Origin of the sequence: Propionicimonas paludicola (assembly GCF_002563675.1) — a bacterium.
Lineage (GTDB): Bacteria > Actinomycetota > Actinomycetes > Propionibacteriales > Propionibacteriaceae > Propionicimonas > Propionicimonas paludicola.
Window position 1 is genome coordinate 464,300 of the sequence record NZ_PDJC01000001.1, and the last position, 23,307, is coordinate 487,606.

A 23,307-nucleotide genomic window follows, 5' to 3' on the forward strand; every position below is an offset into this window, starting at 1 on the left:
CATATCGGCGGGCATTCTGCGGTGGCATATGGTCTACGCGTGATTACCAGCTTTGACCGCCAATGGCTCACCGAACGGCTTGGCGAGCAGGCCGGCTGGTGGTCGGCTCTGGACGTGGTGGACGCCACCGGCTCCACCAACGCCGACCTGAGTGCGGCGGCCCGCGCCGGCGCCCCGAGCGGGACGGTGCTGATCGCCGAGCATCAGCGCAGCGGACGTGGCCGGTTCACCCGCAGCTGGGAGGCCCCACCCGGAGCGGCAGTGGCCATCTCGGTGCTGCTGCGTCCGCCGGCATCGATCCCGCTGGAGCGCTGGACCTGGCTGCCGCTGGTGGCCGGCCTGGCCGTGGCCGAGGGACTTCACCAGGCGGCCGGAGTCCCGGCCCGGCTGAAGTGGCCCAACGACGTCCTGATCAACGACCGCAAGGTCTGCGGCATCCTGGTCGAGCGGGTGGGGGACGCCGCCGTCATCGGGATGGGCGTCAACACCCGGCTGCGCGCCGAGGAGCTGCCGGTGCCCACCGCCACCTCGCTGCTGCTGGCCGGTGCCGAGACGTCGAACGGCGAGGTTGCCGCCGCCGTCCTCACCGCGTTGCGGGGCTGGTATCAGCGCTGGGAGGCCGGCGACGACCTCAGCGTCGCCTACCAGGAGGTCTGCGCCACCATCGGACGCCAGGTCCGGGTCGAGCTCGGGCCGGACGAGTCCCGCCGGGGGGAGGCCGTCGGCATCGATCGGGGCGGCCGGCTGCTGGTTCGCACCGCGATCGGCCTGGAGGCATTCGCGGCCGGCGACGTGGTTCATCTGCGCTGATCGGTTCCGACAAGCGGGCTTGTGCTCGTCCTGCACGGGTTCGAGGTCTGGGCTGTGCCACCATTGGACCCATGGGTTTACCGGCTGAACTCCTCGGCCATGGCGAGGTCGAGGTGCTCCACTTGCGGACGCATGCCAAGGCGCTGATCCCGCCGGCCTTGGTGCTGATCTTCCTGGTGGTGCTGACCGCCAGCGGACTGGCGATTCTGCCGCCCACCGTCCAGCCGTGGGCCAGCTGGGTGCTGGTCGTGGTCGCGCTGGTGGTTCTCGTGGTGTGGGTGCTCGCGCCCTTCCTCCGCTGGCTGACCTGCACGTACACCTTCACCAACCGCCGGATCATCACCCGCAGGGGGATCATCAACAAGAGCGGTCATGATCTGCCGCTGACCCGGATCAACAACGTGGCCTACCGGCGTTCGCTGGTCGACCGGATCTTCGGCTGCGGCACCCTGGAACTCACCACGGCCGCCGACGAGCCGGTGGTGCTCGACGACATCCCCGATGTCGAGCGGGTCCACGTGATGATGACCGAACTGCTGTTCTCCAGCATCGACCCGATCCAGCAGCCCGTCCTCAAGGACGAGTGAACGCGCGGGTGAGTGAGCCCCAGGCACCTGCCCGAGCCCCGCTGGCCAGGCAGCTGACCCGGTTCGTGATCTCCGGCGGCATTTCGGCCGTCGTCGACTTCGGACTGCTGAACCTGCTGATGGCTGTCGGCCTCGGCCCCAGCCTGGCCAAGGCGCTCTCGTTCATCGCCGGCACCACCACCGCTTACCTGATCAACCGGCGTTGGACGTTCGAGGCCGACCCGTCCAAGCGGCGCTTCGCGGCCGTGGTGGCCCTCTACGGGCTCACCTTCGCCGTCCAAGTGGGCTTGTGGACGCTGTGCTACCCGTGGCTACTGGCCACCACGGGCAGTGATGCGTGGGCGCGGATCGGCGGTTTCGTGATCGCCCAGGGTGTGGCCACCACGGTGAACTTCGTGGTGCAGCGCAGCCTGATCTTCCGCTAGAGCACCGTCATCGGCTGCGGGGCCACCAGGACGCCGGACGAGGTGGGTAGATCCGAGGGCAGCACCTGGTAGACGTTCTTTCCGGCCGCCTCCGACAGGTACTCGGTGGCGACCCCGTCCACGTAGTGGATCCCGGCGCCGTCATCGGCCCCGAAGCCGCCCGGCAGGGCACCGGAGGCGATCGCATCGGTGAAGGCCGGGGCCCGCTCGGCCTCGCCGTCGAAATGTGGGCAGAAGCTGCCCTCGACCAGGCCCAGGCCGCCGCGCCAGGCGCGGAAGTCACCGAAGGAGTCGGTGATGCAGCCGGAGTACCAGCAGGCACCGCCGGCCGAGACCCCGGCCAGGACGACGTCGCCGGCCGCGTAGCGGGAGCGGATCGCCGCGTCCACGCCATGGGCCTGCCACAAGGCCATCAGGTTCACGGTGTGGCCGCCACCGACCAGGAGCAGATCGACGTCGGCCAGCCGGGCCACCGAGCCGGCCGAGCCGCCCTGCCACAAGGTGAGCACCATGGTGCGCACGCCGAGGGTGCCGTAGGCCAGCAAGAAGCGGTTGATGTACTGCGGGTCATCGGCCGATGCCGTCGGGGCGAAGCAGACCAGCGGCGAGCGCTTGCCGGTCAGTTCGACCAGGTACCGATCCAGGTTGGTCGGGGCGCCGAGCGGCGACATCGAGAAGCCGCCTCCGCCCATCGCGACCAGATGCGCAGTCATGCCCCCATCTTGGCAGAAGCCGGTAGTGGTGCACGGACGAACTAGGCTCTGCCGGGTGAGTGAAACTGCTGCGACGATCGGGGTGATCGGCGGAGGGCAATTGGCTCGCATGATGCACGCCGCCTCGATCGGCCTGGGCCTGCGGCTGCGGCTGCTCGCCGAAGGCCCGGACGTGTCCGCCGCCCAAGTGGTGCGGGAGGTGTCGGTCGGTGACTACACCGACCCGGCGACGGTGGCGACCTTCGCCGCCGGCTGCGATGCGGTCACCTTCGACCATGAGCATGTGCCGACTGCGATCCTGCACGACCTCGAGCGGGCCGGCGTGGCCGTCCGCCCCGGTCCGGACGCGCTGGTGCACGCCCAGGACAAGGCCGTGATGCGCTCCCGGCTGACCGCGCTCGGGGTGCCCTGCCCGGCCTACCGCGTGGTCGCCGATGCCGCGGAGTTGGTGGCCTTCGGTGACCAGCAGGGCTGGCCGGTGATCGCCAAGACCTCCCGCGGTGGCTACGACGGCAAGGGCGTCTGGAAGCTGGACTCCGCGGCCGATGCCGCCGTGCCCTTCGACGGCCTGCAGGGGCTGCGCCGGGACGCGGTGGTGATCGCCGAGGAGTTCGTCGACTTCGCCCGCGAACTGAGTGTGCTGGTGGTCCGGCGGGCCGGCGGCCAGGCGGTCGCCTACCCGGTCAGCGAGACCGTCCAGACCGACGGGATCTGCACGGCCACCGTCACCCCGGCGCCCGGGCTGCGAGCCGATCAGGAGCGTGACCTGAAGGCCATGGCGCTGCGGATCGCCGAGGCGCTCGGCGTGGTCGGCGTGCTGGCCGTGGAGCTGATGCAGGCCCGCGATGGACGGATCGTGGTCAACGAGTTGGCCATGCGTCCACACAACACCGGTCACTGGACCATCGACGGGGCTCGGACCAGCCAGTTCGAGAACCACCTGCGTGCGGTGGCCGATTTGCCGCTGGGCTCGACGGCCATGACGGCCCCGGTCGCGGTGATGGTCAACGTGCTCGGCGGCAGCCGTCCGGATCTGGTCGCCGGCCTGGGCAAGGTCCTGGCCGACGATCCGGGCCTGCGGGTGCAGCTGTACGGCAAGCAGGTCGTCCCCGGTCGCAAGGTCGGCCACGTCACCGCGGTCGGCGAGGACGTCGATGCCACCATGGAGAGGGCCTGGCGGGCCGCCAACTACCTGATGGGAGCAGGCGATGAGTGAACAGCCACTGGTCGGGATCGTGATGGGCTCGGATTCGGACTGGCCGGTGATGTCGGCGGCAGCCGACGCCTGCGCTGAGTTCGGGGTGAGCTACGAGGCCGACGTGGTCTCCGCGCATCGGATGCCCGAGGACATGGTCGCCTATGGACGCCAGGCGCACACCCGTGGCCTGAAGGTCATCATCGCCGGTGCCGGCGGGGCGGCCCACCTGCCCGGAATGCTGGCCGCCCTGACTCCGCTGCCGGTGATCGGAGTGCCGGTCCCGCTGAAGCACCTGGACGGAATGGACTCGCTGCTGTCGATCGTCCAGATGCCCTCGGGTGTGCCGGTGGCCACCGTGGCCATCGGCAATGCCCGCAATGCCGGACTGCTCGCCGTCCGGATCCTTGCGGCCGGCGATCCGGACCTCACCGCAGCCATGCTGGAGTTCCAGGACGAGCTGCGAGCCAGCGCCCGGGCCAAGGGCGCATCCGTCCGCGGCCAGCAGCGCGGCTGACCGTCCGGCCGGGACGCCACCGGCGCGGCTGACTTCGGCGGCTTCGGTCGCCGGGCAATACTGGACAAGCTCCCCCGAGCTAGGAGGCCGATGTCGGAGAACGCCAGCGCGCTGCCATCACCCACGGTGCGCAGCCAGGGCATTGCGCTACGCCGCGGCGTGGTGCTCACCCTGTTCAGTGCCCTGCTGCCGGGTTCGGCCCAGGTCGTGGCGGGCAACCGCAGGCTCGGTCGGGCCGTGCTGCGCTTCCTGCTGATCGTCGTGGCCGTGCTGGTCGTGGTCGGGCTGCTGGCCGCACTGATCGCTCCGCTGCGCAATCTGTTGCTGGGCTTCCTGCTGGGTTCGATTCCGTTGCGGATCATCCAGTGGGGGGTGCTGGCCTGGGCGCTGGTCTGGGTGGCGCTGCTGGTCGACGCGTGGCGGCTGGCCAACCCGCGAGTGATGTCGGTGGCCGGCAAGCTGATCTCGGGCACCCTGGCCGTCGCGCTGGCCGCAGGTGGCGGGACGGCCGCGGTGGCCATCTCCCGCAGCGTCGGCTCGCTGGCCGGCTTGTCGGACTCGGTCCTGATCGGCGGCGGATCGAACAAGGCCAACGCCGGCCGGATCAACGTCCTGCTGCTCGGTGGGGATGCCGGGAAGGGTCGTGAGGGACTGCGTCCGGACTCGATGACGGTGGCCAGCATCGACGCCGAGACCGGGCGGACGGTGCTGTTCAGCCTGCCCCGCAACCTGCAGAAGGTGCCGTTCCCGGCCGACTCGCCGCTGCACAAGCTGTACCCCAATGGCTACTACTGCCACGTCAAGAACCTGGCCAACGCCTGCATGCTCAACGGCATCTACACCTTGGCCATGACCCACAAGAGCCTGTTCCCCGGAGACAAGAATCCGGGCGTCACGGCCACCCAGAGCGCCATCGAGGAGACCCTGGGGCTGAAGATCAACTACTGGGCCATGGTCGACCTGGCCGGCTTCCAGAAGCTGATCGACGCCGTGGGCGGGATCACTCTCGACGTCGGCGTGCGGGTGCCGATGGGCAGCAAGGAGACCAAGGGCGGCATCAAGGAGTGGATCGAGCCCGGCAAGGGCCAGCACATGGACGGCCGGCACGCCCTGTGGTTCGCCCGCTCCCGGGAAGGGTCCACCGACTACGCCCGGATGATCCGGCAGAAGTGCGTGATGAACGCCATGCTCAAGCAGCTGAACCCGACCACGGTGTTCACCAGGTTCAGCGAGATCGCCGAAGCCGGTGGCCAGATCGTCGCCACCAACCTGCCCACCAGCGAGGTGGGCACCATGCTCGAACTGGCCGCCAAGGCCAAGTCGCTGCCGATGGCGTCGGTGAGCTTCGCGCCGCCGATGATCGTCACCTGGGATCCGGACTTCGCCCTGATCAAGCAAACGGTGGCCGACACCATCGCCGCCAGCGAGCAGGCCGACATCAAGGCGACGGCTCCGCCACAGACGGCCTCGCCGAACTCGGCACCGACCTCGGCCGGCGGTGTGCCGAGCCCGAAGCCGACCAAGCCCATCAAGACCAGCAAGACCAACAAGACCGACAATCTGGACGCGATCTGTAAGGCCTGAGTCGCCGGCCCGCTCGGGGTTCTGATCGGGCCGCGGAGTTCTACTTGGTGGCGCTGCCCTCGATGGCGAAGACCCACTTGCCGACCATGCTGGTCAGTTCCCGACCGGTGTCGAAGTCGGTGTCCCGGGTCATCACGGCCAGTCGGTAGTCGCGGCCGTCACCGGAGACCGTGCCGATCGAGTTGACCGCCCACAGCCCATCGCTGGACTTGAACTGCACCCAGCCGTTCTTCAGGTGGACGCTGACCGTCCCCGACTTCGGCTGACCGACCCCCCAGGTCTGGTCGTCCTCGACCTGACCCATCAGGTCGTAGATGAACTTCGCCTCCTCGGCGGTCAGCGCGGACGAGGTCCCGCCGGCCAGGACGTCCAGCAGCTTCATCTGATCTGCCGGGGTGGTCCAGGTCCAGCTCCACTGGGTCGGCTTGGCCTGATCCAGGTGGGTGTTGGTCATGCCCAGGTCGGCGGCAAGTGCGGTGTAGGCCGGTCCGCCGCCGGCGTAGTCCCACAGGGCCTGCGCCGCGTCATTGTCGGAGTGGGTGATCGCCTTGCGGGCGTTCTCCTGGTTCTCGGGGCTGAGCTGGGCCACCCCGCCGGCCTTGCGCAGCGCCATGGCCACGATCATGGGCTTGGCCATCGACGCGCTCTGGCTGGAGTAGTCGCCCCGGTAGCTGTAGGTGGTGTGGGACTTCAGATCCTCCAGGTACACCCCGAACTTGTCGCTGCCGCCGGAGATGGTCTTCAGCGCCTGATCGAGCTGCGCGGGGATCGTCCCGGTCGGTGAGGGGCTCGGCTCGGGGATCCGGACCGGGGCCGTGCAGGCCCCCAAGGTGGTCGCCAGTGCGGTGATCAGGCCGAGCAGGATCATCCTGCGGCCGGTGGGACGGGTCATCCGGGGTTCCTGTCTACTCCAAAGCCTGCTCATCATGCCATCGTGGCGTGCTCGTTGGCGGCGATCCGGTCCAGCAGCTGTCGGTCCGCGGGGCCGTCCACGATGACCGCCGAACCACCGCCGGCCAGTGGACGCAGCACCGCCTGCCGCAGGGTCTGCCAGGGTTTGCCGGCCACCACCAGGATGCGCTCGCCGATCGGATCGGCGAGAAGCTCGCGATGCCGGACCTCCCGCTCGGCATCGACCCAGGCGATGGCGTCCGGATCGACTCGGTTGGCCAGGTGCTGATCGGGCTGGGCCAGCGCCTCGGAGGTGAAGTCCATGACTCCCTCGGGCAGATCGGTCAGACCCAGCCCCAGCGGATGCAGCGAGCAGGCGATCGTGGTCAGCACCGGGAACGGCTGGGGACGGGTGGGCCCGGTCACCATCACTTCCGCGGCACCGGAGGGCATCGTCGTGTAGCGGCAGCCGGCCTGCCAGGCGGCCAGCGGCCAGATCAGGCTCATCCAATGCCCGGGATGGCTGACGTTCACCGCTCCGGCCACCACCGAGTCGGCGGCATCCAGCTCGCGCAGCAGGTTGGCGGTCTTGTCTACCCAGTTCGCGAAGGTCCGCACGCTCAGCTCGGTGCGCGCCGACGTCAGCGGGTCGTACCAGGTGAGCAGCGGCTCGCTGCCGCGCGTGACCACGGCCTGGCTGAGGGTCTTGATCACGGGACTCGGCATGGTCGAATTCTAGGTGCCCCGGGGACGAGCCGGGTCTGGCGGTGCCATAGGCTCGGTTCGTGCGCTACGTAGTGATCATGGCCGGGGGCTCCGGCACGCGGCTGTGGCCGCTGTCCCGCAAGGGGACGCCCAAGCAGCTGCTCACCCTCTTCGACGGCAAGAGCCTGCTCCGTCTGGCATTCGAACGATCGCTGGCCTCGGTGCCGGCCGAGCGGATCCTGGTGGTAACCGGGGCCGGCTATGCCGACGAGGTCGCGGCCCAGCTGCCGGAACTGGCGGCGGCCAACATCCTGGGCGAACCGATCGGGCGAGACTCGCTGAACGCCGTGGCCTGGCCGGCCGCCGTGCTGCACCGGATCGATCCGGACGCGGTGATCGCCCAGGTGACCGCCGATCAGCTGATCGAACCGCTGGAGGTCTTCGCCGCTCAGCTGGAGACCGCCTTCGAGGTGGCCGAGACGGTGCCGTCCGCGCTGGTCACGCTGGGTGTGGTGCCCACCTCGGCGCACACCGGCTACGGCTACCTGCATCGCGGTGCGGAGCTGGCCGGGTTCAGCGGCGTCCATGAGGTCGTGGAGTTCGCCGAGAAGCCGGCGTTGGCCACGGCCGAGGCCTACCTGGCTTCGGGGGAGTACTGGTGGAACGCCGGGATGTTCGTCTGGCGCGCCCAGACCCTGCTCGAGCAACTGCGCCTGCTGTTGCCCGATACCTATGACTCGGTGCTCGAACTCGCCGAGCACCCCGAGCGGCTGGACGAGATCTTCCCGCACCTGTTCAAGACCTCGGTCGACTACGCGGTCATGGAGCCGGTCTCGGCCGGCAAGGGCTCGGCACAGGTGGTCGCCGTCTCGCTGCCGGTGCGCTGGCGCGACGTCGGTGGCTTCGCCTCGCTGGCCGAGTTGTTCCCGGCCGACGATCGGGGCAACGTGATCACCGGGCTGGGAGTCGCCCTGGCCGCGTCCGGCAATATCGTGGTGAACAGCCAGGACCAGACGGTGGTCGGCCTGCTCGGCGTCGACGACCTGGTGGTGGTACGAACCGACACCGCCACCCTGGTGGCCAGTCGGGAGTACGCCGAGCGCATCAAGGAACTCGTTGCGGAGGTGAACGGCCTGGCCGGCGAGCAGTACACCTGATTCGCCGTCAGTCCACAACAGCATGATCGAGAACATCAAGCGATTCCGGGAACCCTTCACCTGGGCGGTGACGGCCGTGCTGCTGGGCGGCCTGGTGCTGGGGGTGGTCCAGATCTGGCTGCAGGTGGCCTCTGGAGCACCACTGCTGGGTACCTTGCAGTCCCTCGGTGGCAATCTGATGAACCTCACCGTGGTCTTCGCGCTGGTCGGCCTGGTCTGCACCTGTCTGTTCGCGGCTCCGGCCACCCGCGATGCGCTGCTGGTCACTCGAGTCGCTGCCGGGGTGGTCAGCCTGGGGGTGCTGCTCACCTTGGTGGCCAACCTGCTGGGCCTGTTCGCCGGGACCGGCACGCTGGACATCGCCATGGATCTGATCGGCGGCCTGCTCGACCTGGTGCTGAAGGCACTGGCCGCCGGGGCGCTGTGGCTGCTGGCCCGCGGGGTGAGCGCCGGACGGATCGAGCCGGCTGCTGAACTGGTGGCCGGCGAGGATCAGTCGGACCCGGCGACCCCGTCGGCGCCGACCACCTGGCGTCGCGAGGAGGCGGTCGGGACCGCCTGGGGGAGTGCCGCCGAGGCCGCGTCCGGACAGCCCGGAAAGCCGCAGCTCAAGCCCGATCCGCCGGTCAGCGCCGAGTAGTTCAGCGCGTCCGATGCGGTGCCGGGCGGCGGCGTCCGCTCAGGTCCCCCGAGTGGGTGACCTCGACCGGGGATCGCAAAGGGTAACGCATACGGGGTTGACTTCTGAGTAATGACAGGCGTGTAATTCCATTCAAGTAGTTCACACCCCCAAAGTGAACCCAGGGTCGAGGAGAATCACATGCAAGAGCTGATCCTGGCTGTTGAGCCGGACAGCGAAGGCGTCCTCAGCTGGCAGGACCGGTCGCTATGTGCGCAGACCGATCCAGAGGCGTTCTTCCCTGAAAAGGGTGGTTCCACCCGCGAGGCGAAGAAGGTCTGCCTCTCCTGTGAAGTTCGGGCGGAGTGTCTGGAGTACGCCCTGGCCAAGGATGAGCGGTTCGGCATCTGGGGCGGCCTGAGTGAACGCGAGCGCCGTCGCCTCAAGAAGCGCGCCATCTGAGCCGTTTCGGCCACCGGTAGGCTTGGCCTCCGGTTGCGGACGGTAGCGAAGGATGGCTGGTGAGCGATACGGAGTCGGGTCAGGACCCTTGGTCGTGGCTCTACGAGGTTGAGCAGAACGACGCCCCTGACTTCTCGGCATTTCGGGTAACCGTCGGCGTCTTGGACGTGGGCGGCGACCGAGCTTCCTGTCTGGCCGCGATCCGCAGCCAGGAGGTCGAGGTCGATCAGATCGTTGACGAGCTCCCTGGAGACGTTGCCGGCGACTGGATCTGGGTGGTCCCGGACGACGCAACTCCAACCCGCGGTGCGCTGGCTGCTCTACTGCGGCGAGTGATGGCCCAACCGTCGGCGGCGGTGGTCGGCGGGCTGCTGATCGAGCCGCGGCGCCGCGGCGCCGGCACCATGGTGCGCGACTGGGCGCAGACAATCTCCGCCAACGGCATCCTCCGTCCGCTGACCGAACCGGGGGAGCTCTATCAGGGGCAACTCAATGCCGGCCCGGCGCTCGGCGTCCCGGCCTCGGGAATGCTGGTGCGGGGCGATGCCTGGCGCTTCCTGGGCGGGCTGAGCACCGAACTGCCGCGCAGCTACTGGGGCCTCGACTTCGGCTGGCGAGCCAACCTGGCCGGCTACCCGGTGCTGGCCGACCCCGAGGTTCAGCTGGTCGACCGCTCACAGCCGGACGATCCGGCCGTTGAGCGGGCCGCCGGGTTGGCCCTGGTGGCGGCCCATGCCCCGCGCGGACGACGCTGGCTGGTCCGGCTCCGGCTGGTGCTGGTCAGCCTGGCCATGGCGCTGGGCTACCTGCTGGGCAAGGATCCGCAGCGCAGCGGCGACGAACTGCGCGGGCTGGCCGGCTGGCTGACCAACCGTCCGCTGCGCAGATCGCTGCGCGATCAACGTGACCGGCTTCCGGTCAAGGCCGGCTACCGGGCCGTGGTCCGGCGGCTGCGTCCGCGGCCCGGCGCCGGCGTGCGCCGGCTGATCGAGGCCGGCAGCGCCCGGTTCCTGGACTGGTTGCACACCTTCACCGGCCGCGGCACTGCGGCCACCATCGACGAGATGACCGGCGACGACTTCGCCGAGACCAGCCCGACCGACCATCGGATCCCGCTGGCCATCACCGGTCTGCTCGGGCTGGTGATCGCCGCTCTGGTGGCGGTCCGGGGCAGCTTCGGCGACGGTTCGCTGGTGGGCGCCCAACTGCTGGCCGCTCCGAGTTCCTGGACCGATCTGCTGGCCGACTACCTGCGGCCGGTGGCCGGCGCCGGCCAGTCCGCCGGCGCACCCTGGACCGCCCTCACCGGCATCTTCGCCCTGCTCACCGCCGGTCGTCCGGAATGGCTGGTCACTGTGGTGATGGTCGGCTGTGTGCCGCTGGCCTGGCTGGTCGCCTTCCGTCTGCTCCGCGCGCTGCTGGGTGATCAGCGCCTGGCCGGCATCGGTGCTCTGGGCTATGCCCTAGTGCCCGCACTGATCGGTGCGGCGAACGTCGGCGCCTTCGGCACCGTGGTGCTGTCGGTCCTGCTGCCCATCCTCGGCTACGCCGGGTGGCATTGGCTGTCCGGACCGCGCTGGAGCTGGCGAGCTGCGGGCGCGTTCGCGTTCTGGTTGGTGCTGGCCTGTTCTCTGGTGCCGGCCTGGTGGGCCGGTGCGCTGCTGGTCGGCCTGGTCAGCGTCCTGGCCACTCGCCGGTTGGCCGCCGCGCTGCAGTGGCTGTTCGTCCTGGCCGCGCCCCTGCTCCTGCTGGTCGGCCCCTGGGGATCGGCCATGCTGGCCTACCCGGGACGGTTGCTCACCGGAGTGGAGCCTGCGCTGGCTCCGGGTGACGCCCCGCAACCCTGGCGGCTGCTGGTCGGTGCCGCGCTGCCTGAGGCCGGAGCCCCGCTGTGGCTGGCGATCGCTTTCTTCGGGGTCTGCTGGGTGGCCGCCCTGGTCGGAGCACTGCGCCGACCGCTCCCGTCCGGTCTGGTGCTGTTGGCCGCTGCGCTGGCGGCTGGGGCGGCGATCGGGGTCACCCGGTTGGCCGTCCAGATCCCGGGTGGGGACTGGGCCCGTCCGCAAGGCCTGGAGTGGCTGTTGCTGCTCGGTGCCCTGCTGGTCCTGGGCGCCGTGGTCGGCTTGGACGGCGTGATCACCGACCTGCGCGGCAACGATCTCGGCCTGCGCCATCTGGGCAGCCTGACCCTGGCCCTGATCAGCGTCGGTGTGCTGGTGCTGGGAACCGGCTGGTGGGTCTGGGCCGGGCAGCTCCAGCTGAGCCGCAGCCCGGTCGGTGACGTCCCCGCCTTCGTCCGCAACGACCAGCTCTCGGCAACCCCGGGACGGACGCTGGCCCTTCACGTTGGTGAACACGGTGCCACCTGGTCGCTGCTGGAAGGCGACTTCGCCCGGCTCGGTGGCGTCGAGCGCGGGCTGGCCTTCGACGGTGACCCGGCCGCTCACCGACTGGCCGCCTCGGTGGCTGGACGGCTGCTCGACGACAGCGGAGACGACCAGCTGCTTCCCGACCTGGTCAGCCTCGGGGTGACCAACATCACCCTGGCCGATGGCGACCAGGCGCAACGGATGGCGATCAACAATGTGCCCGGCCTCGAACTGGGCTCGGGCAACGCCGACCTCTACGTGTGGCCGGTGCCCGACTCGGCCCGGCTGGTCGTAGTGGACGGTGACCAGCGCACGGTCGCCGGACCCGGTGCCCAGATTGCGCCAGGCGGATCGGGGCGGATCCTTCGCCTGGCCGAGCCGGCCGATCCGCGGTGGCGAGCCAGCGTGGGCGGTCGTCCGCTCAACCAGCTCGCCGGTGACGGCCCGGGTACCCAGTTCCTGCTCGGCGACGCGACCGGCCCGCTCTCGGTCGAGCTCGAGGCGGGATCGGACTGGTGGGCCTGGGTGCAGCTGGCCGGCCTGGCCGTGCTCGTCCTGTTCACCGCTCCATCGCTGAAGCGTCGCGATGAGACCGGGCCGAAACGACTCGCCGGAGGTGCCCGATGAACCGCTGGTTGCTGTCGTTGGGCTCGATCGCCGTGGTCGTCGGCCTGACCGTCGCCGGCTCGCTGGTCGCGCCGGCCGCGCTCCCGCTCACCGAGGTGCCCACGGTGGCCACTCGCTCGACGCTGGTCTGCCCCGGCTTCGCCTCGGCGACCGCCACCCGCACGGTGATCGCGGCGTCGACCCAGTCCGACCTGCGCTTGGCCAAGCTCTCCGCTCCGCAGAATCCGAAGACCGGAACTGGGCTGGTCCGGCTCAGCGACTCAGAGGAACCGGTTCGGGTCTCGGCGGAGCGGACCGGAGCGTTCGGCGCCACCACGACCGTGACCGCGGCGGACGGCAGCGATCGCGGTCTCTCCATGGCCCGCTGTCTGCTGCCGCAACCGGAGTACTGGTTCACCGGCGTCCTGGTCGGCACGAACTCCGGATCCGAGGTGGATCTGGTGAACCTGGACGGCACCCGCGCCGTCGTCGATCTGACCGCCTACGGCCCGTCCGGGAAGCTGGCGGCAACTCGCGGAGTCGTGGTCGACCCGGGTGCGGAGAAGAAGGTCTCGCTGGCATTGATCCAGCGTGGTGACCAGCCGATCACCGTGCGAGTGACCAGTTCGGAGGGCCGGATCGCCGCCTTCCTCCGCCAGCGCAGCTGGGGCGCGACGCGTCCACTGGGTGCGGACTGGCTGCCCGCTTCGGCGGCACCGGCCACCGACCTGGTGGTGCCGGGGGTGCCGGACGGCGCCGGCCGGCGCACGCTGGTGCTGGGCAACCCGGGCGACCGCACCGCGGTGGTCAAGGTGGATGTGCTGAGCGCGAGCGGTCCGACCAATGTGGTCGGGGCGGTCAACGTCGAGGTGCTGGCCGGGACCACCAAGGCGGTCGAGCTCAGCGCCGGGCTCGGCGGCGGAGCAGCCGGGGTCCACCTGAGCTCTGATCAGCCGATCACCGCCGGTCTGCTGGCTGACTCCGGTGGTTCAGAGAACGAGATCGATCCCGCGTCGGCGGCCGCGGCGGACGCGCTGCCGGACGACGGCATCTGGCCGCTGGCGCTGGCCAAGTCGGCCACCGCTGTGGTCACCTTCACCAACCCGGAGTCGGCGGCGGTCACGGCCACCGTCACCCTGGGTTCCGGCGGCACCGGGCAGGACAGCACGGTGAAGATCCCCGCTCAGAGCACGGTCACTTTCGCCGTCCCGAAGTCGTCGGCGTCCTCGATCCGGATCCGGACCCAGGCCACCACCCTGCGGGCCGCGGTGGTGGTTCGGCAGACCGTCGGCAAGGTGAAGGGTCTGGCCGTGGTGGTGCTGATGGCCGGGCAGGGCAGGACCGAGCCGATCCAGGTCGGCTACGACCCGCATCTGGGCAGCTGATCCCACTCGCCGCGGCGAACTCCTCGATCGCGTGGGGCGGTTCCTGAGCCCGTCGAAGGCGCCCAGCGCTCCCACCGAGGTCGGACCGGACCGGCTAGTCCCAGTCGTCCCCGTCGGAGTAGCCCGGGTCGAGATCCTCCAGGCTGATCCCGGTCAGCGCACTGAGCTGCTCGACCAGTGCTCGGCGGACCAGCCGGCGCAGCTCACCAGAGTTGTCCGCACGATGCTCCAGCGGCCGCCGGAACAACACAACTTGCGCGCGCCGACCCGCCTGGCCGGGGATCGCGGCCGCCAGCGGGACGCGATCGGGACGCCACTGCGGCGAGGCCGCGGGGACGTCCTCGAAGCCGATCTCGACGCCGATCAGCGCCTGCGGGCAGACTCGGGCGGTCGTGGCGATCGCGTCGCGAAGGTAGTCGGCGAACCGTTCGGCGCCGGTGCGCCGCTGCGGCAGCCGGACCGGAGCTCCGGTGAAGGGGTTGGCCTGGGCCAACGGGCCGCGCAGCCCACGTCCATGTCGATCGCGCCGGCCCATGTTCGCCAGCCTAGCCGTCCCCGCGGGCTTCGACACTGGGCGAGCCGACACCGGGCCGGGCTCCCTCGCCCCCGGCGGTGTCGGCGGTAGCGTGACCTGGTGATCTCCCGTCGCTGCTCCCGGGCCGGCTGTGGTCGTCCGGCTGCGGCGACGCTGACCTATGTCTACGCCGACTCCACCGCGGTGCTCGGCCCGTTGGCGCTACGCGCCGAGCCGGGCTGCTACGACCTGTGCGACGAGCACGCCGGGCGACTCAGCGCCCCGCGCGGCTGGGAGGTGATCCGGCTCCCCAGCGGGCAGCCCGACCCGCGCGCCGCCGGCGGAGATCTGACCGCACTGGCCGACGCCATTCGCCAGGTGGGCCTGGGTACCGCCGAGCCGCCGGCCGAGCTGTCGGTGACCCGGCGCAAGGGTCACCTGGCCGTGCTCGCCGACCCACCGGACGGCCCCAGCCGATAAGCTCGACAGCGTGATCGACTCAGGGGTTTTCAAGGCCAATGACATCCGCGGCGTGGTCCGCGGAGCACAGCCGCAGTGGGATGTAGAGGGTGCCCGGAAGATCGGAGCGGCCTTCGTGGCCGCCTTCGAGTTGGCCGGGGCCGAGTTCGTGATGTCGCGCGACATGCGCGGAGGCGGCAAGGAACTCAGCCGGGCTTTCGCCGAGGGGGCCATGGCCGCCGGAGCCAGTGTCACCGACATCGGGCTGGCCAGCACCGACGGCCTCTGGTACGCCTCCGGGGCGCTGCACCTGCCCGGGGTCCAGTTCACCGCCTCGCACAACCCGTCCGACTACAACGGGGTCAAGTTCTGCCTGGCCGATGCGGCACCGATCACCCCGGATCTGATGGCCAAGATCAAGGAGTACTCGCTCGGTGAGGTTCCGGCCAGCACGGCCGTCCCGGGCAGCTACCGCACCGATGACCTGCTCGGCGGCTATGCCGCGCACCTGCACTCGCTGATCGACACCACCGGCTGGCGCCGCCTCAAGGTGGTGGTCGACGCTGGTAACGGCATGGCCGGCTACACGACTCCGGCCGTCCTGGGCCCGCTGAATGTCGAGTTGATCGAGCTGTTCACCGACCTGGACGGCGACTTCCCGAACCACCCGCCGAACCCGCTGGAGCCGGCCAACCTGGTGGACGCGCAGAACGCCGTCCGCGAGCACGGGGCTGATCTGGCGCTGGTCTTCGACGGTGACGCCGACCGGTGCTTCATCATCGACGAGCGCGGCGAGGTCGTCCAGCCGTCGGTGATCACCGCGCTGATCGCCAAGGCCGAGCTGGCCCGCGAGCCGGGTGCAGCCATCGTGATCAACTCGATCACCTCCCGGGCGGTCAGTGAAGTGGTGGCCGCTGCCGGTGGGCGAATCGTCACCAGTGCCGTGGGCCACACCCGGATGAAGGCCAAGATGGCCGAGCATCACGCCATCTTCGGCGGCGAACACTCCGCTCACTACTACTTCCGTGAGTTCTGGGGTGCCGACACCGGGATGCTGGCCGGCCTGCACGTGCTGGCCATGCTGGGGCACGGTACTCAGACGATGTCCGAGCTGGCCGCCGCCCTGCCCAGCTACGCGGCCTCCGGCGAGCTGAACACCTCGGTGGCCGATCCGGCCGCGATCACCGCCGAGGTGGCGAAGGCATTCGAGGGACGCGGCGAGATCTCCTGGACCGACGGCCTGCTGGCCAGTGGGCCGGACTGGTGGTTGAGCGTCCGGGAGTCCAATACTGAACCGTTGCTGCGGCTGAACGTCGAGGCTCCCGACCAGGACCTGGTCGACCGGCTGCGCGATGAGGCATTGCGGATCATCCGAAAGGAAGCCTGATGAGCGAGTTGCCCGCCGAGGTTCTCGAGCTGCTGGTCTGCCCGTCCTGCCACACCAAGCTGGCCCTGGACTACGAGGCGTCCGAACTGGTCTGCACCGGGGCCGGCTGTGGGCTGGCCTACCCCATCCGTGGCGGGATTCCGATCCTGCTGGTGGATGAGGCCCGGCGGCCCACTGTCGGCTGACATGTTCACCTTCGACGACTCCCGGCTGCAGGACCCGGACGTGCTGGCCGCGGCCGATGGGCTATTGCGTCCGCTGGCCGAGGCCGGGGCCCGGATCCGTCGTGAGGACGTTGCCGCCCAGGGTCCGCTGAACACGCTGGACGGTGCCGATCGTCCCCGCGCCCTGATCATCTTCGGCCCCGAGGCCCGGTTGGTCCGCTCCGTCCTGGAACCGACCTGTCCGGTGCCGCTGGTTGCCTGGCCCCGACTCGGCCTGCCCGGCTGGGTCGGTCCGCTGGACATCGTGGTGGTGCTGGGCGGCGGTGATCGGACCAGCCTCGCTGCGGCCTTCGAGGCCGTCCGACGGGGCTGTCAGCTGCTCGTGGCTGCACCCGCGGAGTCGGCGCTGGCCCGGGAGTCGGCATCGAAGGCGACCACCCTGCTGCCGACCTCGACCGGCGATCCGCTGGCCGCGGCCGTGGTGGCCCTGGCCGGGCTGAACCGGCTCGGTCTCGGGCCGACCGTCAACCCGCACGGCGTTGCCGCCGCGATGGACCGGGTGGCCGAAACCTGCGCGGCGCGGCTGGACGCCACCGAGAACCCGGCAAAGCTGGTGGCCTTGGAACTGGCCGAGGCGCAGCCGCTGGTGTGGGGCGGCTCGGTCCTGGCGGCCCGGGCCAGCCGACGGATCGCCGAAGCCCTGCGTGCCGCCAGTGGACGGATAGGGCTGGCTGCCGACGCGAGCGCCCTGGAGCCGCTGCTCACCACCACGCCTCCGCGAGATCCGTTCGCCGACCCCTTCGACGAGGTGGCGTCGGTGTGCCGTCCCGGTCTGGTGCTGATCGACGACGACCGGGACGACGAACTGGCTGCCGAGGAACGCGACCGGCTGACCCGGATCGCGGACGCCCAGGACATCAAGATTTCCCGGCTCAGCCACACCGAGGGCAGCGTCGTCGAGCGGTACGCGACCGTGCTGCAGCAAGGGCTTTTCGCTGCGGCCTATCTGAGCATTGGGCTGGGGACGGCGCCCCGGTGATCCGGCCTTCCGCCGCGCCCTCGGGTGCGGCAGCCGGTGCCGTCCAGGTCTGCAAAGATGACCGACGTGAGTAGCCATTCCGGGAACCGGGCGGTGATCGCCGCCCTCGGCGCGAACCTGTTCATCGCGGTCACCAAGTTCGGCGCATGGGCGCTGACCGGTGCCGCCTCCATGCTGGCCGAAGGCGTGCATTCGGTCGCCGACACCGCCAACCAGGTCCTGCTGTTGCGCGGCGGACGTACGGCGCAGCGCGAGGCCACCGACGAGCATCCGTTCGGCTACGGCCGGGCCCCCTTCATCAGCGCCTTCATGGTCTCGGTGATCCTGTTCAGCCTGGGCGGGTTGTTCGCGATCTACGAGGCCCTTGAGAAGTACCAGGAAGTGCTCCACCACAAGCCCAATGAGCTGCTTGAGGGTGCGTGGTGGTGGGTGCCGCTGGCCGTCCTCGGCTTCGCGATCGTGGCCGAGGGCTTCAGCCTGCGCACCGCGGTCCATGAGTCGCGCCCGGTGAAGGGCTCTCAGAGCTGGTTCCGGTTCATCCGGACGTCCAAGTCGCCGCAGCTGCCGGTGGTGCTGTTGGAGGACTCGGCCGCGCTGATCGGACTGGTCTTCGCGCTGCTCGGGGTCGGCCTGACCCTGCTCACCGGGGACGGCATCTGGGACGCCATCGGCACCGGCCTGATCGGCGCCCTGTTGATCGTCGTGGCCATCGTCTTGGCCGTGGAGACCCGCAGCCTGCTGCTGGGTGAGGCGGCCAGTCCCGAGGCCGTGCGCACCATCGTGGACGCGCTGGCCGGCACCGAGGGCGTGGAACGCGTGATTCACCTGCGCACCCTGCACTTGGGGCCCGAGGAGGTCCTGGTGGCGGCCAAGATCGCGGTCGAGCCGACCACCTCGGCACGCCGAGTGGCCGAGGTGATCGACGCCGCCGAGGTGGCGATTCGGGCCGCCGATCCGCAGGTCACGGCGCTCTATCTGGAGCCGGACATCGACCGGGGCGTCAGCGCCTGAGCCCAGCGACGGCGGGCTATTGCTCACCGGCGGTTCTTGGCCGGGGTGGCCGGCGTAGGCTCTGCGGCCATGGCAGAGGAGTTGCAGCTGGAGTTGACCGTGGTGCCCCGCGGCCCGGCCGGTGCCTTCGTGCTCACCGATGAGCAGGTGGCCGTGCTCGGCGACGGAGCCAAGGCGTTCCCCGTGCGAGTCACGATCGGGGATCGATCGGTTGCCTTGCGGCTGACCCGGATGGGCGGGGAGAACCTGATCGGGCTCAGCAAGGCCGCTCGCGCAGAAGCCGGCGTCGAACTCGGCGACACCGTCGCGGTGGTGATCGCAGCGGACGCCAGCCCGCGAACCGTCGAGGTCCCCGACGACCTGGCCGCGGCGCTTGCTGCCGCACCGGACGCCGCCCGCACCTTCGCCGAGCTGGCCCCGTCACATCGCAAGGAGCACGTCCGCTGGATCACCGAGGCCAAGCGCGAGCAGACCCGCGCCGACCGGATCGCCAAGACCATCGAGCGGCTCAGCTAGCCTCGGCCGGCCGAACCGCTCGACGGGGGGCTCATAGCCAGCGACTGCCCTTGAGCAGGCCGATCAGGTGATCGATGACGTCGGTACCCATCCGCAGGCCGTTGTGCTCGTACTGGCTGGTCACCCAGGTCCGGCAGTTGGGCAGCAGTGCGGCGGTCTCCATCGAGTACTCCAGCGGCACGTAGGCGTCGCCGTAGTAGACCGAGGCGGCCACCGGGACGTCGGCCTGGGCCAACTTCTCGGGGAAGTAGAGCTGGTTCCATTCGTGCTGGGCCAGCAGCTCGGCCACCGGGGCGAACGGGGTCAGCTCGAAGTCCTCGGCGAAGACCGAGCGGTGAATGTGCTCGCCGGCCAGCAGGGTCGGATCCTCCCGGATCCGGTCCGGCATGGTCCGCTCGGCCGACCAGTTGGTCACCACGCCGTCGGCGTAGCTGGACTCGTGCAGCACGGCGTACAGCGGGTTGCGGCCCTCGAAGGGCAGCGAGCCGGCCAGATCGTGGGCGAAGCCGGCACTGTCGTGGGGGAGCGAGAGGAGCCGGTGCAACTCGAGGGCTCCGTGCTGACCGCCGAGGTGATGCCCCAGGGTGCGGAACCGCTCGGGCGAGACCACATCGCCGTTGGGCAGGCTGATCTTGCCCTGCTCGCAGAGCCTGGTCAGCTGGACGATCCGCTCCCGGTCGCCGGGGAAGCGCCGGTAGTAGTCCTCGGACTTGGCGATCATGGTCTGCCAGGTGGTGGAGTACACGTCATCGATCGGGTGCTGGACGGCGCTGAGCCCACCGGTGATGATGGCCCCGGCCAGGGACTCCGGATGCACCGACAGGTAGTGCAGGCTGGTGAAGCCACCGAACGACTGGCCCAGCAGCGTCCACTTCTGCGCGCCCAGGGCTTCGCGGATCAGCTCCGCGTCGTTGACGATCTCGTCGGCCCGGAAGTGGCTGAGGTACTCGGCCTGTGCGGACGCGTCCAGGCCGGCCAGCGGGGCGCGGACCTCGGCCTTCACTGTGCTCCCCTCGCGAACCACCCGGCCGCTGATGGGGCTGGAGTTGCCGGTGCCGCGCTGGTCGAGCATGACGACCTGGAAGTCCTTCAGGGCCCGCTCCAGCCAGGCCGGAGCGGCCGGAGCCGGCCGAGGCGCTTCGTGGCCGGGGCCGCCTTGCAGGAAGACCAGGTAGGGCAGGTCCTGGCCACCCTCGGCGGTGATCACGCGGGCGAAGATCTCGATGGTCCCTGCGGCCGGATTGCGGTGGTCCAGCGGGGCGTCGAGGGTGATCTCGGTCAGGCTGAGATCGAGCAGCTTGGTGGTGGTGATTGACACGCTGACCAGGCTAAACCCTGCGGCACTCGATGTCGCGGACAGGCCGGGTCCCGATCAGCGCGCCCGGCTGACGGCGGTGAGCAGGCCGCCGACGGCAGACTCGCGTAGGCTTTGCCGACGTGGAGTTCCAAGTTGCAGACCTGACCCTGGCCGCCTACGGACGTGAGCAGATCCGTCTGGCCGAACACGAGATGCCCGGCCTGATGGCGCTGCGCGAGCGCTTCGGTGCCAGCAAGCCGCTGGCCGGAGCCCGGATCGCCGGCTCGCTGCACATGACTGTGCAGACCGCGGTGCTGATCGAAACCCTGGTGGCGCTGGGCGCGCAGGTCCGCTGGGCCTCCTGCAACATCTTCTCCACCCAGGACGAGGCCGCCGCGGCCATCGTGGTGGGCCCGGACGGCACCCCGGAGAACCCGGCCGGGGTCCCGGTCTTCGCCTGGAAGGGCGAGAGCCTGGTGGACTACTGGGCCTGCACTCAGCGCATCCTCGACTGGGGCGAGCAGCGTCCGAACATGATCCTCGACGACGGCGGCGACGCCACCATGCTGGTGCACCTGGGCGTCGAGTTCGCCAAGGCCGGCGCCGTCCCTGAGGCCGCCGAGAGCGATTCGGCGGAGTACCGGGTCCTGCTCGACACCCTGCGGGCGTCCACCCTGGACTGGCCCTCGATCGCCGGCAGCATCCTGGGCGTCACCGAGGAGACCACCACCGGCGTCCACCGCCTCTACGACATGGCCAAGCGCGGCGGCCTGCTGTTCGCCGCCATCAACGTCAACGACTCGGTCACCAAGTCCAAGTTCGACAACCGCTACGGCATCCGGCACTCGCTGATCGACGGCATCAACCGGGCCACCGACGTGCTGATCGGCGGCAAGACCGCCGTGGTCTGCGGCTACGGCGACGTCGGCAAGGGCTGTGCCCAGTCGCTGGCCGGCCAGGGCGCCCGAGTGATCGTCACCGAGGTCGACCCGATCTGCGCCCTGCAAGCCGTCATGGACGGTTTCCAGGTGGCTCGCCTGGACGACGTGGTGGGCACCGCCGACATCTTCATCACCGCCACCGGCTGCCTGAAGGTGATCTCCGCGGCGCAGATGAGCCAGATGAAGCACCTGGCCATCGTGGGCAACATCGGCCACTTCGACAACGAGATCGACATGGCCGGCCTGGAGCAGGTGCCCGGGATCACCAAGACCCCGGTCAAGCCGCAGGTGGACCGCTGGAACTTCGCCGACGGCCACTCGGTGATCGTGCTCAGCGAGGGCCGGCTGCTGAACCTCGGCAATGCCACCGGGCACCCGAGCTTCGTGATGAGCACCTCGTTCGCCAATCAGGTGTTGGCTCAGATCGAGCTGTTCACCAAGACCGAGGCCTACCCGATCGGCGTCTACACCCTGCCCAAGCAGCTGGACGAGTACGTGGCCCGGCTGCACCTGGGTGCCCTGGGCGTCGAGCTCACCGAGCTGAGCACCGAACAGGCCGCCTACCTCGGGGTCGAGGTCGAGGGCCCGTTCAAGACCGAGCTCTACCGCTACTGAGGTCGGGCCGGGTCAGCCGGCCAGGCCCAGGTACTCCTCCAGGGTCTTGCTCTTGGTCTTGGCTACGCCTTTGGCTGCCTCGACTCCGACATAACGGAAGTGCCACGGCTCGAAGCTGATCCCGGTGATCCGCTGAGTGCCCGATGGATAGCGGACGATGAAGCCGAACTCGGCCGCGTGCCGCTTCAGCCAGGCACCTGCCTTGGAGCGGCCCAGTTCGGTGCCTCGGACCAGGTGCGTGCCCTTTCGCCAGGCCAGGTCGACGGCCAGCCCGGACTGATGCTCGCTGGCTCCCGGTGGCGCCACCAGGTTGTGGTCGCCGCCGCGATACCAGGCCGCCTGGCTGGCGTAGCTGCGGTAGGCCGAGCGGACGGTGAGCTGGTAGCCGGCCTTCTTGGCTGCGCCGAACATGGCCTTCACAGCCGCGGAGGCCGACGGCTGCAGCCTCACCTTTCCGGCCCCGGTGGACGACACCGCGGTGGCTACCAGCCGGGGGGAGTACTTCGCGTTCACCCGGAACTTCTTGGAGATCACGGCGATGCCGTCCACCTGGTAGGGCTGGGCCTTCGAGGTGCGGACGTCCCTGGCCGGCGGGGCCGGGGCTCGCTCCGGCCCCGTGGAGCTCGTGGGCTGGCCAGAGGGAGTAGGCGGAGTCACCGCGGCCGGAGTGGACGGGCCAGCAGTGGCGCCGGTTCGTCCGCCGGCCGAGGTCACCACTGGCGCGGGGGCGGTGTCGGCCCGCTCGGCCCACGCCGTGCTCTGCCACCACAGCACGGGGCAGATCAGCACTGCTGCCCCGGCGGCCAACCCCTTCCAGCGCATCTCAGCCGCGCGGGATCTGGAAGCTCTTCAGTTGAGCCTTGCCCTCGTCCAGGGTCTTCCAGGCGCCGCGGTAGGTGAGCACGGCCAGCCCGCAGGTCGGGAACTTGTCGCGGACCTGGATGGTGAGCTCATTGGGCTTGGCCAGGCTCAGAATCAGCTCGCCCAGGGTGGGCTGATGGCCGATCAGCAGCGCCGTGGGGGCGTCCTCGGGTAAGTCGTTGACCAGCGCCAGCAACTCGCTGGGCCAGGCGTGGTAGACGGCCTCGGTGTAGCGGACGTCCGGGCAGCGGGCGCCGGCCGCCTCGGCCGCGGCCCAGGTGCGTTCGGCCCGGACCGCCTCCGACACCAGGGCCACGTCGAGGTGGTAGCCAGCCAAGATCCGTCCGGCTTCGGCGGCGTCAGCCACCCCGCGCTCGTTCAGGGGACGCCGGAAGTCCGGACCGGTGGTCTGCCAGGACGACTTGGCATGCCGCATCACGAGCAGCGTCTTCGAAGCCATGGCGCAATCCTAGATCCC

The 23,307-nt window shown here is 70.0% G+C and carries 25 protein-coding genes; 18 read left to right on the top strand and 7 right to left on the bottom strand.

Going from position 1 to position 23,307, the window contains the following annotated elements; translation table 11 throughout:
- Window positions 1-39 precede the first annotated feature (39 nt).
- The 3 genes from ATK74_RS02100 (at window position 40) to ATK74_RS02110 (ending at window position 1,822) form a co-directional block, all read left to right on the top strand.
- Window positions 40-810, top strand: a complete 771-nt coding sequence (locus tag ATK74_RS02100) for a biotin--[acetyl-CoA-carboxylase] ligase (RefSeq protein ID WP_245840604.1) — start codon at window positions 40-42, stop codon at window positions 808-810.
- Between the two features lie 71 nt (window positions 811-881).
- Entirely contained in the window at window positions 882-1,397 is a 516-nt protein-coding gene (locus tag ATK74_RS02105; RefSeq protein WP_098459494.1) for a PH domain-containing protein, read from the top strand.
- A gap of 8 nt (window positions 1,398-1,405) precedes the next feature.
- The gene (locus ATK74_RS02110; RefSeq protein ID WP_098461898.1) at window positions 1,406-1,822 is read left to right on the top strand and encodes a GtrA family protein; all 417 of its coding nucleotides are present in this window, start codon (window positions 1,406-1,408) and stop codon (window positions 1,820-1,822) included.
- Here ATK74_RS02110 and ATK74_RS02115 read toward each other — a convergent pair.
- Window positions 1,819-2,535, bottom strand: a complete 717-nt coding sequence (locus tag ATK74_RS02115; RefSeq protein ID WP_098459495.1) for a Type 1 glutamine amidotransferase-like domain-containing protein — start codon at window positions 2,533-2,535, stop codon at window positions 1,819-1,821. The genes ATK74_RS02110 and ATK74_RS02115 overlap by 4 nt on opposite strands.
- A gap of 55 nt (window positions 2,536-2,590) precedes the next feature.
- Between ATK74_RS02115 and ATK74_RS02120 the strand changes: the two genes are divergently transcribed.
- The 3 genes from ATK74_RS02120 (at window position 2,591) to ATK74_RS02130 (ending at window position 5,831) form a co-directional block, all read left to right on the top strand.
- Window positions 2,591-3,751, top strand: coding sequence for a 5-(carboxyamino)imidazole ribonucleotide synthase (locus ATK74_RS02120; RefSeq protein ID WP_281255353.1), 1,161 nt, complete (start codon window positions 2,591-2,593; stop codon window positions 3,749-3,751).
- Window positions 3,744-4,247, top strand: coding sequence for a 5-(carboxyamino)imidazole ribonucleotide mutase (gene purE / locus ATK74_RS02125; RefSeq protein ID WP_098459497.1), 504 nt, complete (start codon window positions 3,744-3,746; stop codon window positions 4,245-4,247). The genes ATK74_RS02120 and purE overlap by 8 nt, the downstream gene beginning before the upstream one ends.
- A 90-nt stretch (window positions 4,248-4,337) precedes the next feature.
- Window positions 4,338-5,831 carry an LCP family protein gene (locus ATK74_RS02130; protein ID WP_098459498.1) on the top strand — a complete coding sequence of 498 codons (1,494 nt, stop codon included), beginning with the start codon at window positions 4,338-4,340 and terminating at the stop codon, window positions 5,829-5,831.
- 40 nt (window positions 5,832-5,871) lie between these two features.
- On the opposite strand, the gene ATK74_RS02135 is transcribed toward ATK74_RS02130, so the two are convergent.
- Both ATK74_RS02135 and ATK74_RS02140 read right to left on the bottom strand, forming a co-directional pair.
- Entirely contained in the window at window positions 5,872-6,723 is an 852-nt protein-coding gene (locus ATK74_RS02135; protein WP_169923692.1) for a serine hydrolase, read from the bottom strand.
- 32 nt (window positions 6,724-6,755) lie between these two features.
- A complete protein-coding gene (locus tag ATK74_RS02140) occupies window positions 6,756-7,448 on the bottom strand; it encodes a TIGR03089 family protein (RefSeq protein WP_098459500.1) in 693 nt (230 codons plus the stop codon).
- A 59-nt stretch (window positions 7,449-7,507) separates the two neighbouring features.
- On the opposite strand from ATK74_RS02140, the gene ATK74_RS02145 reads away from it, so the two are divergent.
- The 5 genes from ATK74_RS02145 to ATK74_RS15260 all read left to right on the top strand — a co-directional run bounded on the left by ATK74_RS02145 (window position 7,508) and on the right by ATK74_RS15260 (window position 14,025).
- Window positions 7,508-8,584: a mannose-1-phosphate guanylyltransferase gene (locus ATK74_RS02145; RefSeq protein WP_098459501.1), complete on the top strand. Its 1,077-nt coding sequence runs from the start codon at window positions 7,508-7,510 to the stop codon at window positions 8,582-8,584.
- A gap of 22 nt (window positions 8,585-8,606) precedes the next feature.
- The gene (locus ATK74_RS02150; RefSeq protein WP_098459502.1) at window positions 8,607-9,224 is read left to right on the top strand and encodes a hypothetical protein; all 618 of its coding nucleotides are present in this window, start codon (window positions 8,607-8,609) and stop codon (window positions 9,222-9,224) included.
- A 180-nt stretch (window positions 9,225-9,404) separates the two neighbouring features.
- Window positions 9,405-9,665, top strand: a complete 261-nt coding sequence (locus ATK74_RS02155; protein WP_098459503.1) for a WhiB family transcriptional regulator — start codon at window positions 9,405-9,407, stop codon at window positions 9,663-9,665.
- A gap of 59 nt (window positions 9,666-9,724) precedes the next feature.
- Complete coding sequence (locus tag ATK74_RS02160; protein ID WP_098459504.1) at window positions 9,725-12,661, top strand: glycosyltransferase family 2 protein; 2,937 nt, start codon at window positions 9,725-9,727, stop codon at window positions 12,659-12,661.
- Entirely contained in the window at window positions 12,658-14,025 is a 1,368-nt protein-coding gene (locus ATK74_RS15260; protein WP_098459505.1) for a DUF5719 family protein, read from the top strand. The genes ATK74_RS02160 and ATK74_RS15260 overlap by 4 nt, the downstream gene beginning before the upstream one ends.
- Before the next feature lie 94 nt (window positions 14,026-14,119).
- On the opposite strand, the gene ATK74_RS02170 is transcribed toward ATK74_RS15260, so the two are convergent.
- Window positions 14,120-14,560, bottom strand: a complete 441-nt coding sequence (locus ATK74_RS02170; RefSeq protein ID WP_098459506.1) for a metallopeptidase family protein — start codon at window positions 14,558-14,560, stop codon at window positions 14,120-14,122.
- 99 nt (window positions 14,561-14,659) lie between these two features.
- Here ATK74_RS02170 and ATK74_RS02175 point away from each other — a divergent pair, with 99 nt between their 5' ends.
- The 6 genes from ATK74_RS02175 (at window position 14,660) to ATK74_RS02200 (ending at window position 19,115) form a co-directional block, all read left to right on the top strand.
- Complete coding sequence (locus ATK74_RS02175) at window positions 14,660-15,019, top strand: DUF3499 domain-containing protein (protein WP_342745416.1); 360 nt, start codon at window positions 14,660-14,662, stop codon at window positions 15,017-15,019.
- Window positions 15,020-15,029: 10 nt separating this feature from the next.
- Complete coding sequence (locus tag ATK74_RS02180; RefSeq protein ID WP_098459508.1) at window positions 15,030-16,385, top strand: phosphohexomutase domain-containing protein; 1,356 nt, start codon at window positions 15,030-15,032, stop codon at window positions 16,383-16,385.
- Window positions 16,385-16,570, top strand: a complete 186-nt coding sequence (locus ATK74_RS02185; protein ID WP_098459509.1) for a Trm112 family protein — start codon at window positions 16,385-16,387, stop codon at window positions 16,568-16,570. Before ATK74_RS02180 ends, ATK74_RS02185 begins: the two co-directional genes overlap by 1 nt.
- Before the next feature lies 1 nt (window position 16,571).
- Window positions 16,572-17,588: an SIS domain-containing protein gene (locus tag ATK74_RS02190; protein WP_098459510.1), complete on the top strand. Its 1,017-nt coding sequence runs from the start codon at window positions 16,572-16,574 to the stop codon at window positions 17,586-17,588.
- A 57-nt stretch (window positions 17,589-17,645) separates the two neighbouring features.
- Window positions 17,646-18,599, top strand: a complete 954-nt coding sequence (locus tag ATK74_RS02195) for a cation diffusion facilitator family transporter (RefSeq protein WP_245840617.1) — start codon at window positions 17,646-17,648, stop codon at window positions 18,597-18,599.
- Between the two features lie 69 nt (window positions 18,600-18,668).
- Window positions 18,669-19,115: a YdeI/OmpD-associated family protein gene (locus tag ATK74_RS02200; RefSeq protein WP_098459511.1), complete on the top strand. Its 447-nt coding sequence runs from the start codon at window positions 18,669-18,671 to the stop codon at window positions 19,113-19,115.
- A gap of 31 nt (window positions 19,116-19,146) precedes the next feature.
- Here ATK74_RS02200 and ATK74_RS02205 read toward each other — a convergent pair whose 3' ends face one another.
- Window positions 19,147-20,427 carry an alpha/beta fold hydrolase gene (locus ATK74_RS02205; protein WP_098461902.1) on the bottom strand — a complete coding sequence of 427 codons (1,281 nt, stop codon included), beginning with the start codon at window positions 20,425-20,427 and terminating at the stop codon, window positions 19,147-19,149.
- Window positions 20,428-20,552: 125 nt separating this feature from the next.
- Here ATK74_RS02205 and ahcY point away from each other — a divergent pair, with 125 nt between their 5' ends.
- Window positions 20,553-21,968: an adenosylhomocysteinase gene (gene ahcY, locus ATK74_RS02210; RefSeq protein ID WP_098459512.1), complete on the top strand. Its 1,416-nt coding sequence runs from the start codon at window positions 20,553-20,555 to the stop codon at window positions 21,966-21,968.
- Window positions 21,969-21,980: 12 nt separating this feature from the next.
- On the opposite strand, the gene ATK74_RS02215 is transcribed toward ahcY, so the two are convergent.
- Window positions 21,981-22,790 carry a M15 family metallopeptidase gene (locus ATK74_RS02215; RefSeq protein WP_098459513.1) on the bottom strand — a complete coding sequence of 270 codons (810 nt, stop codon included), beginning with the start codon at window positions 22,788-22,790 and terminating at the stop codon, window positions 21,981-21,983.
- A 1-nt stretch (window position 22,791) separates the two neighbouring features.
- On the bottom strand, window positions 22,792-23,289 hold the full coding sequence (locus ATK74_RS02220; protein WP_098459514.1) for a SixA phosphatase family protein: 498 nt from the start codon (window positions 23,287-23,289) through the stop codon (window positions 22,792-22,794).
- Window positions 23,290-23,307: the final 18 nt, after the last annotated feature.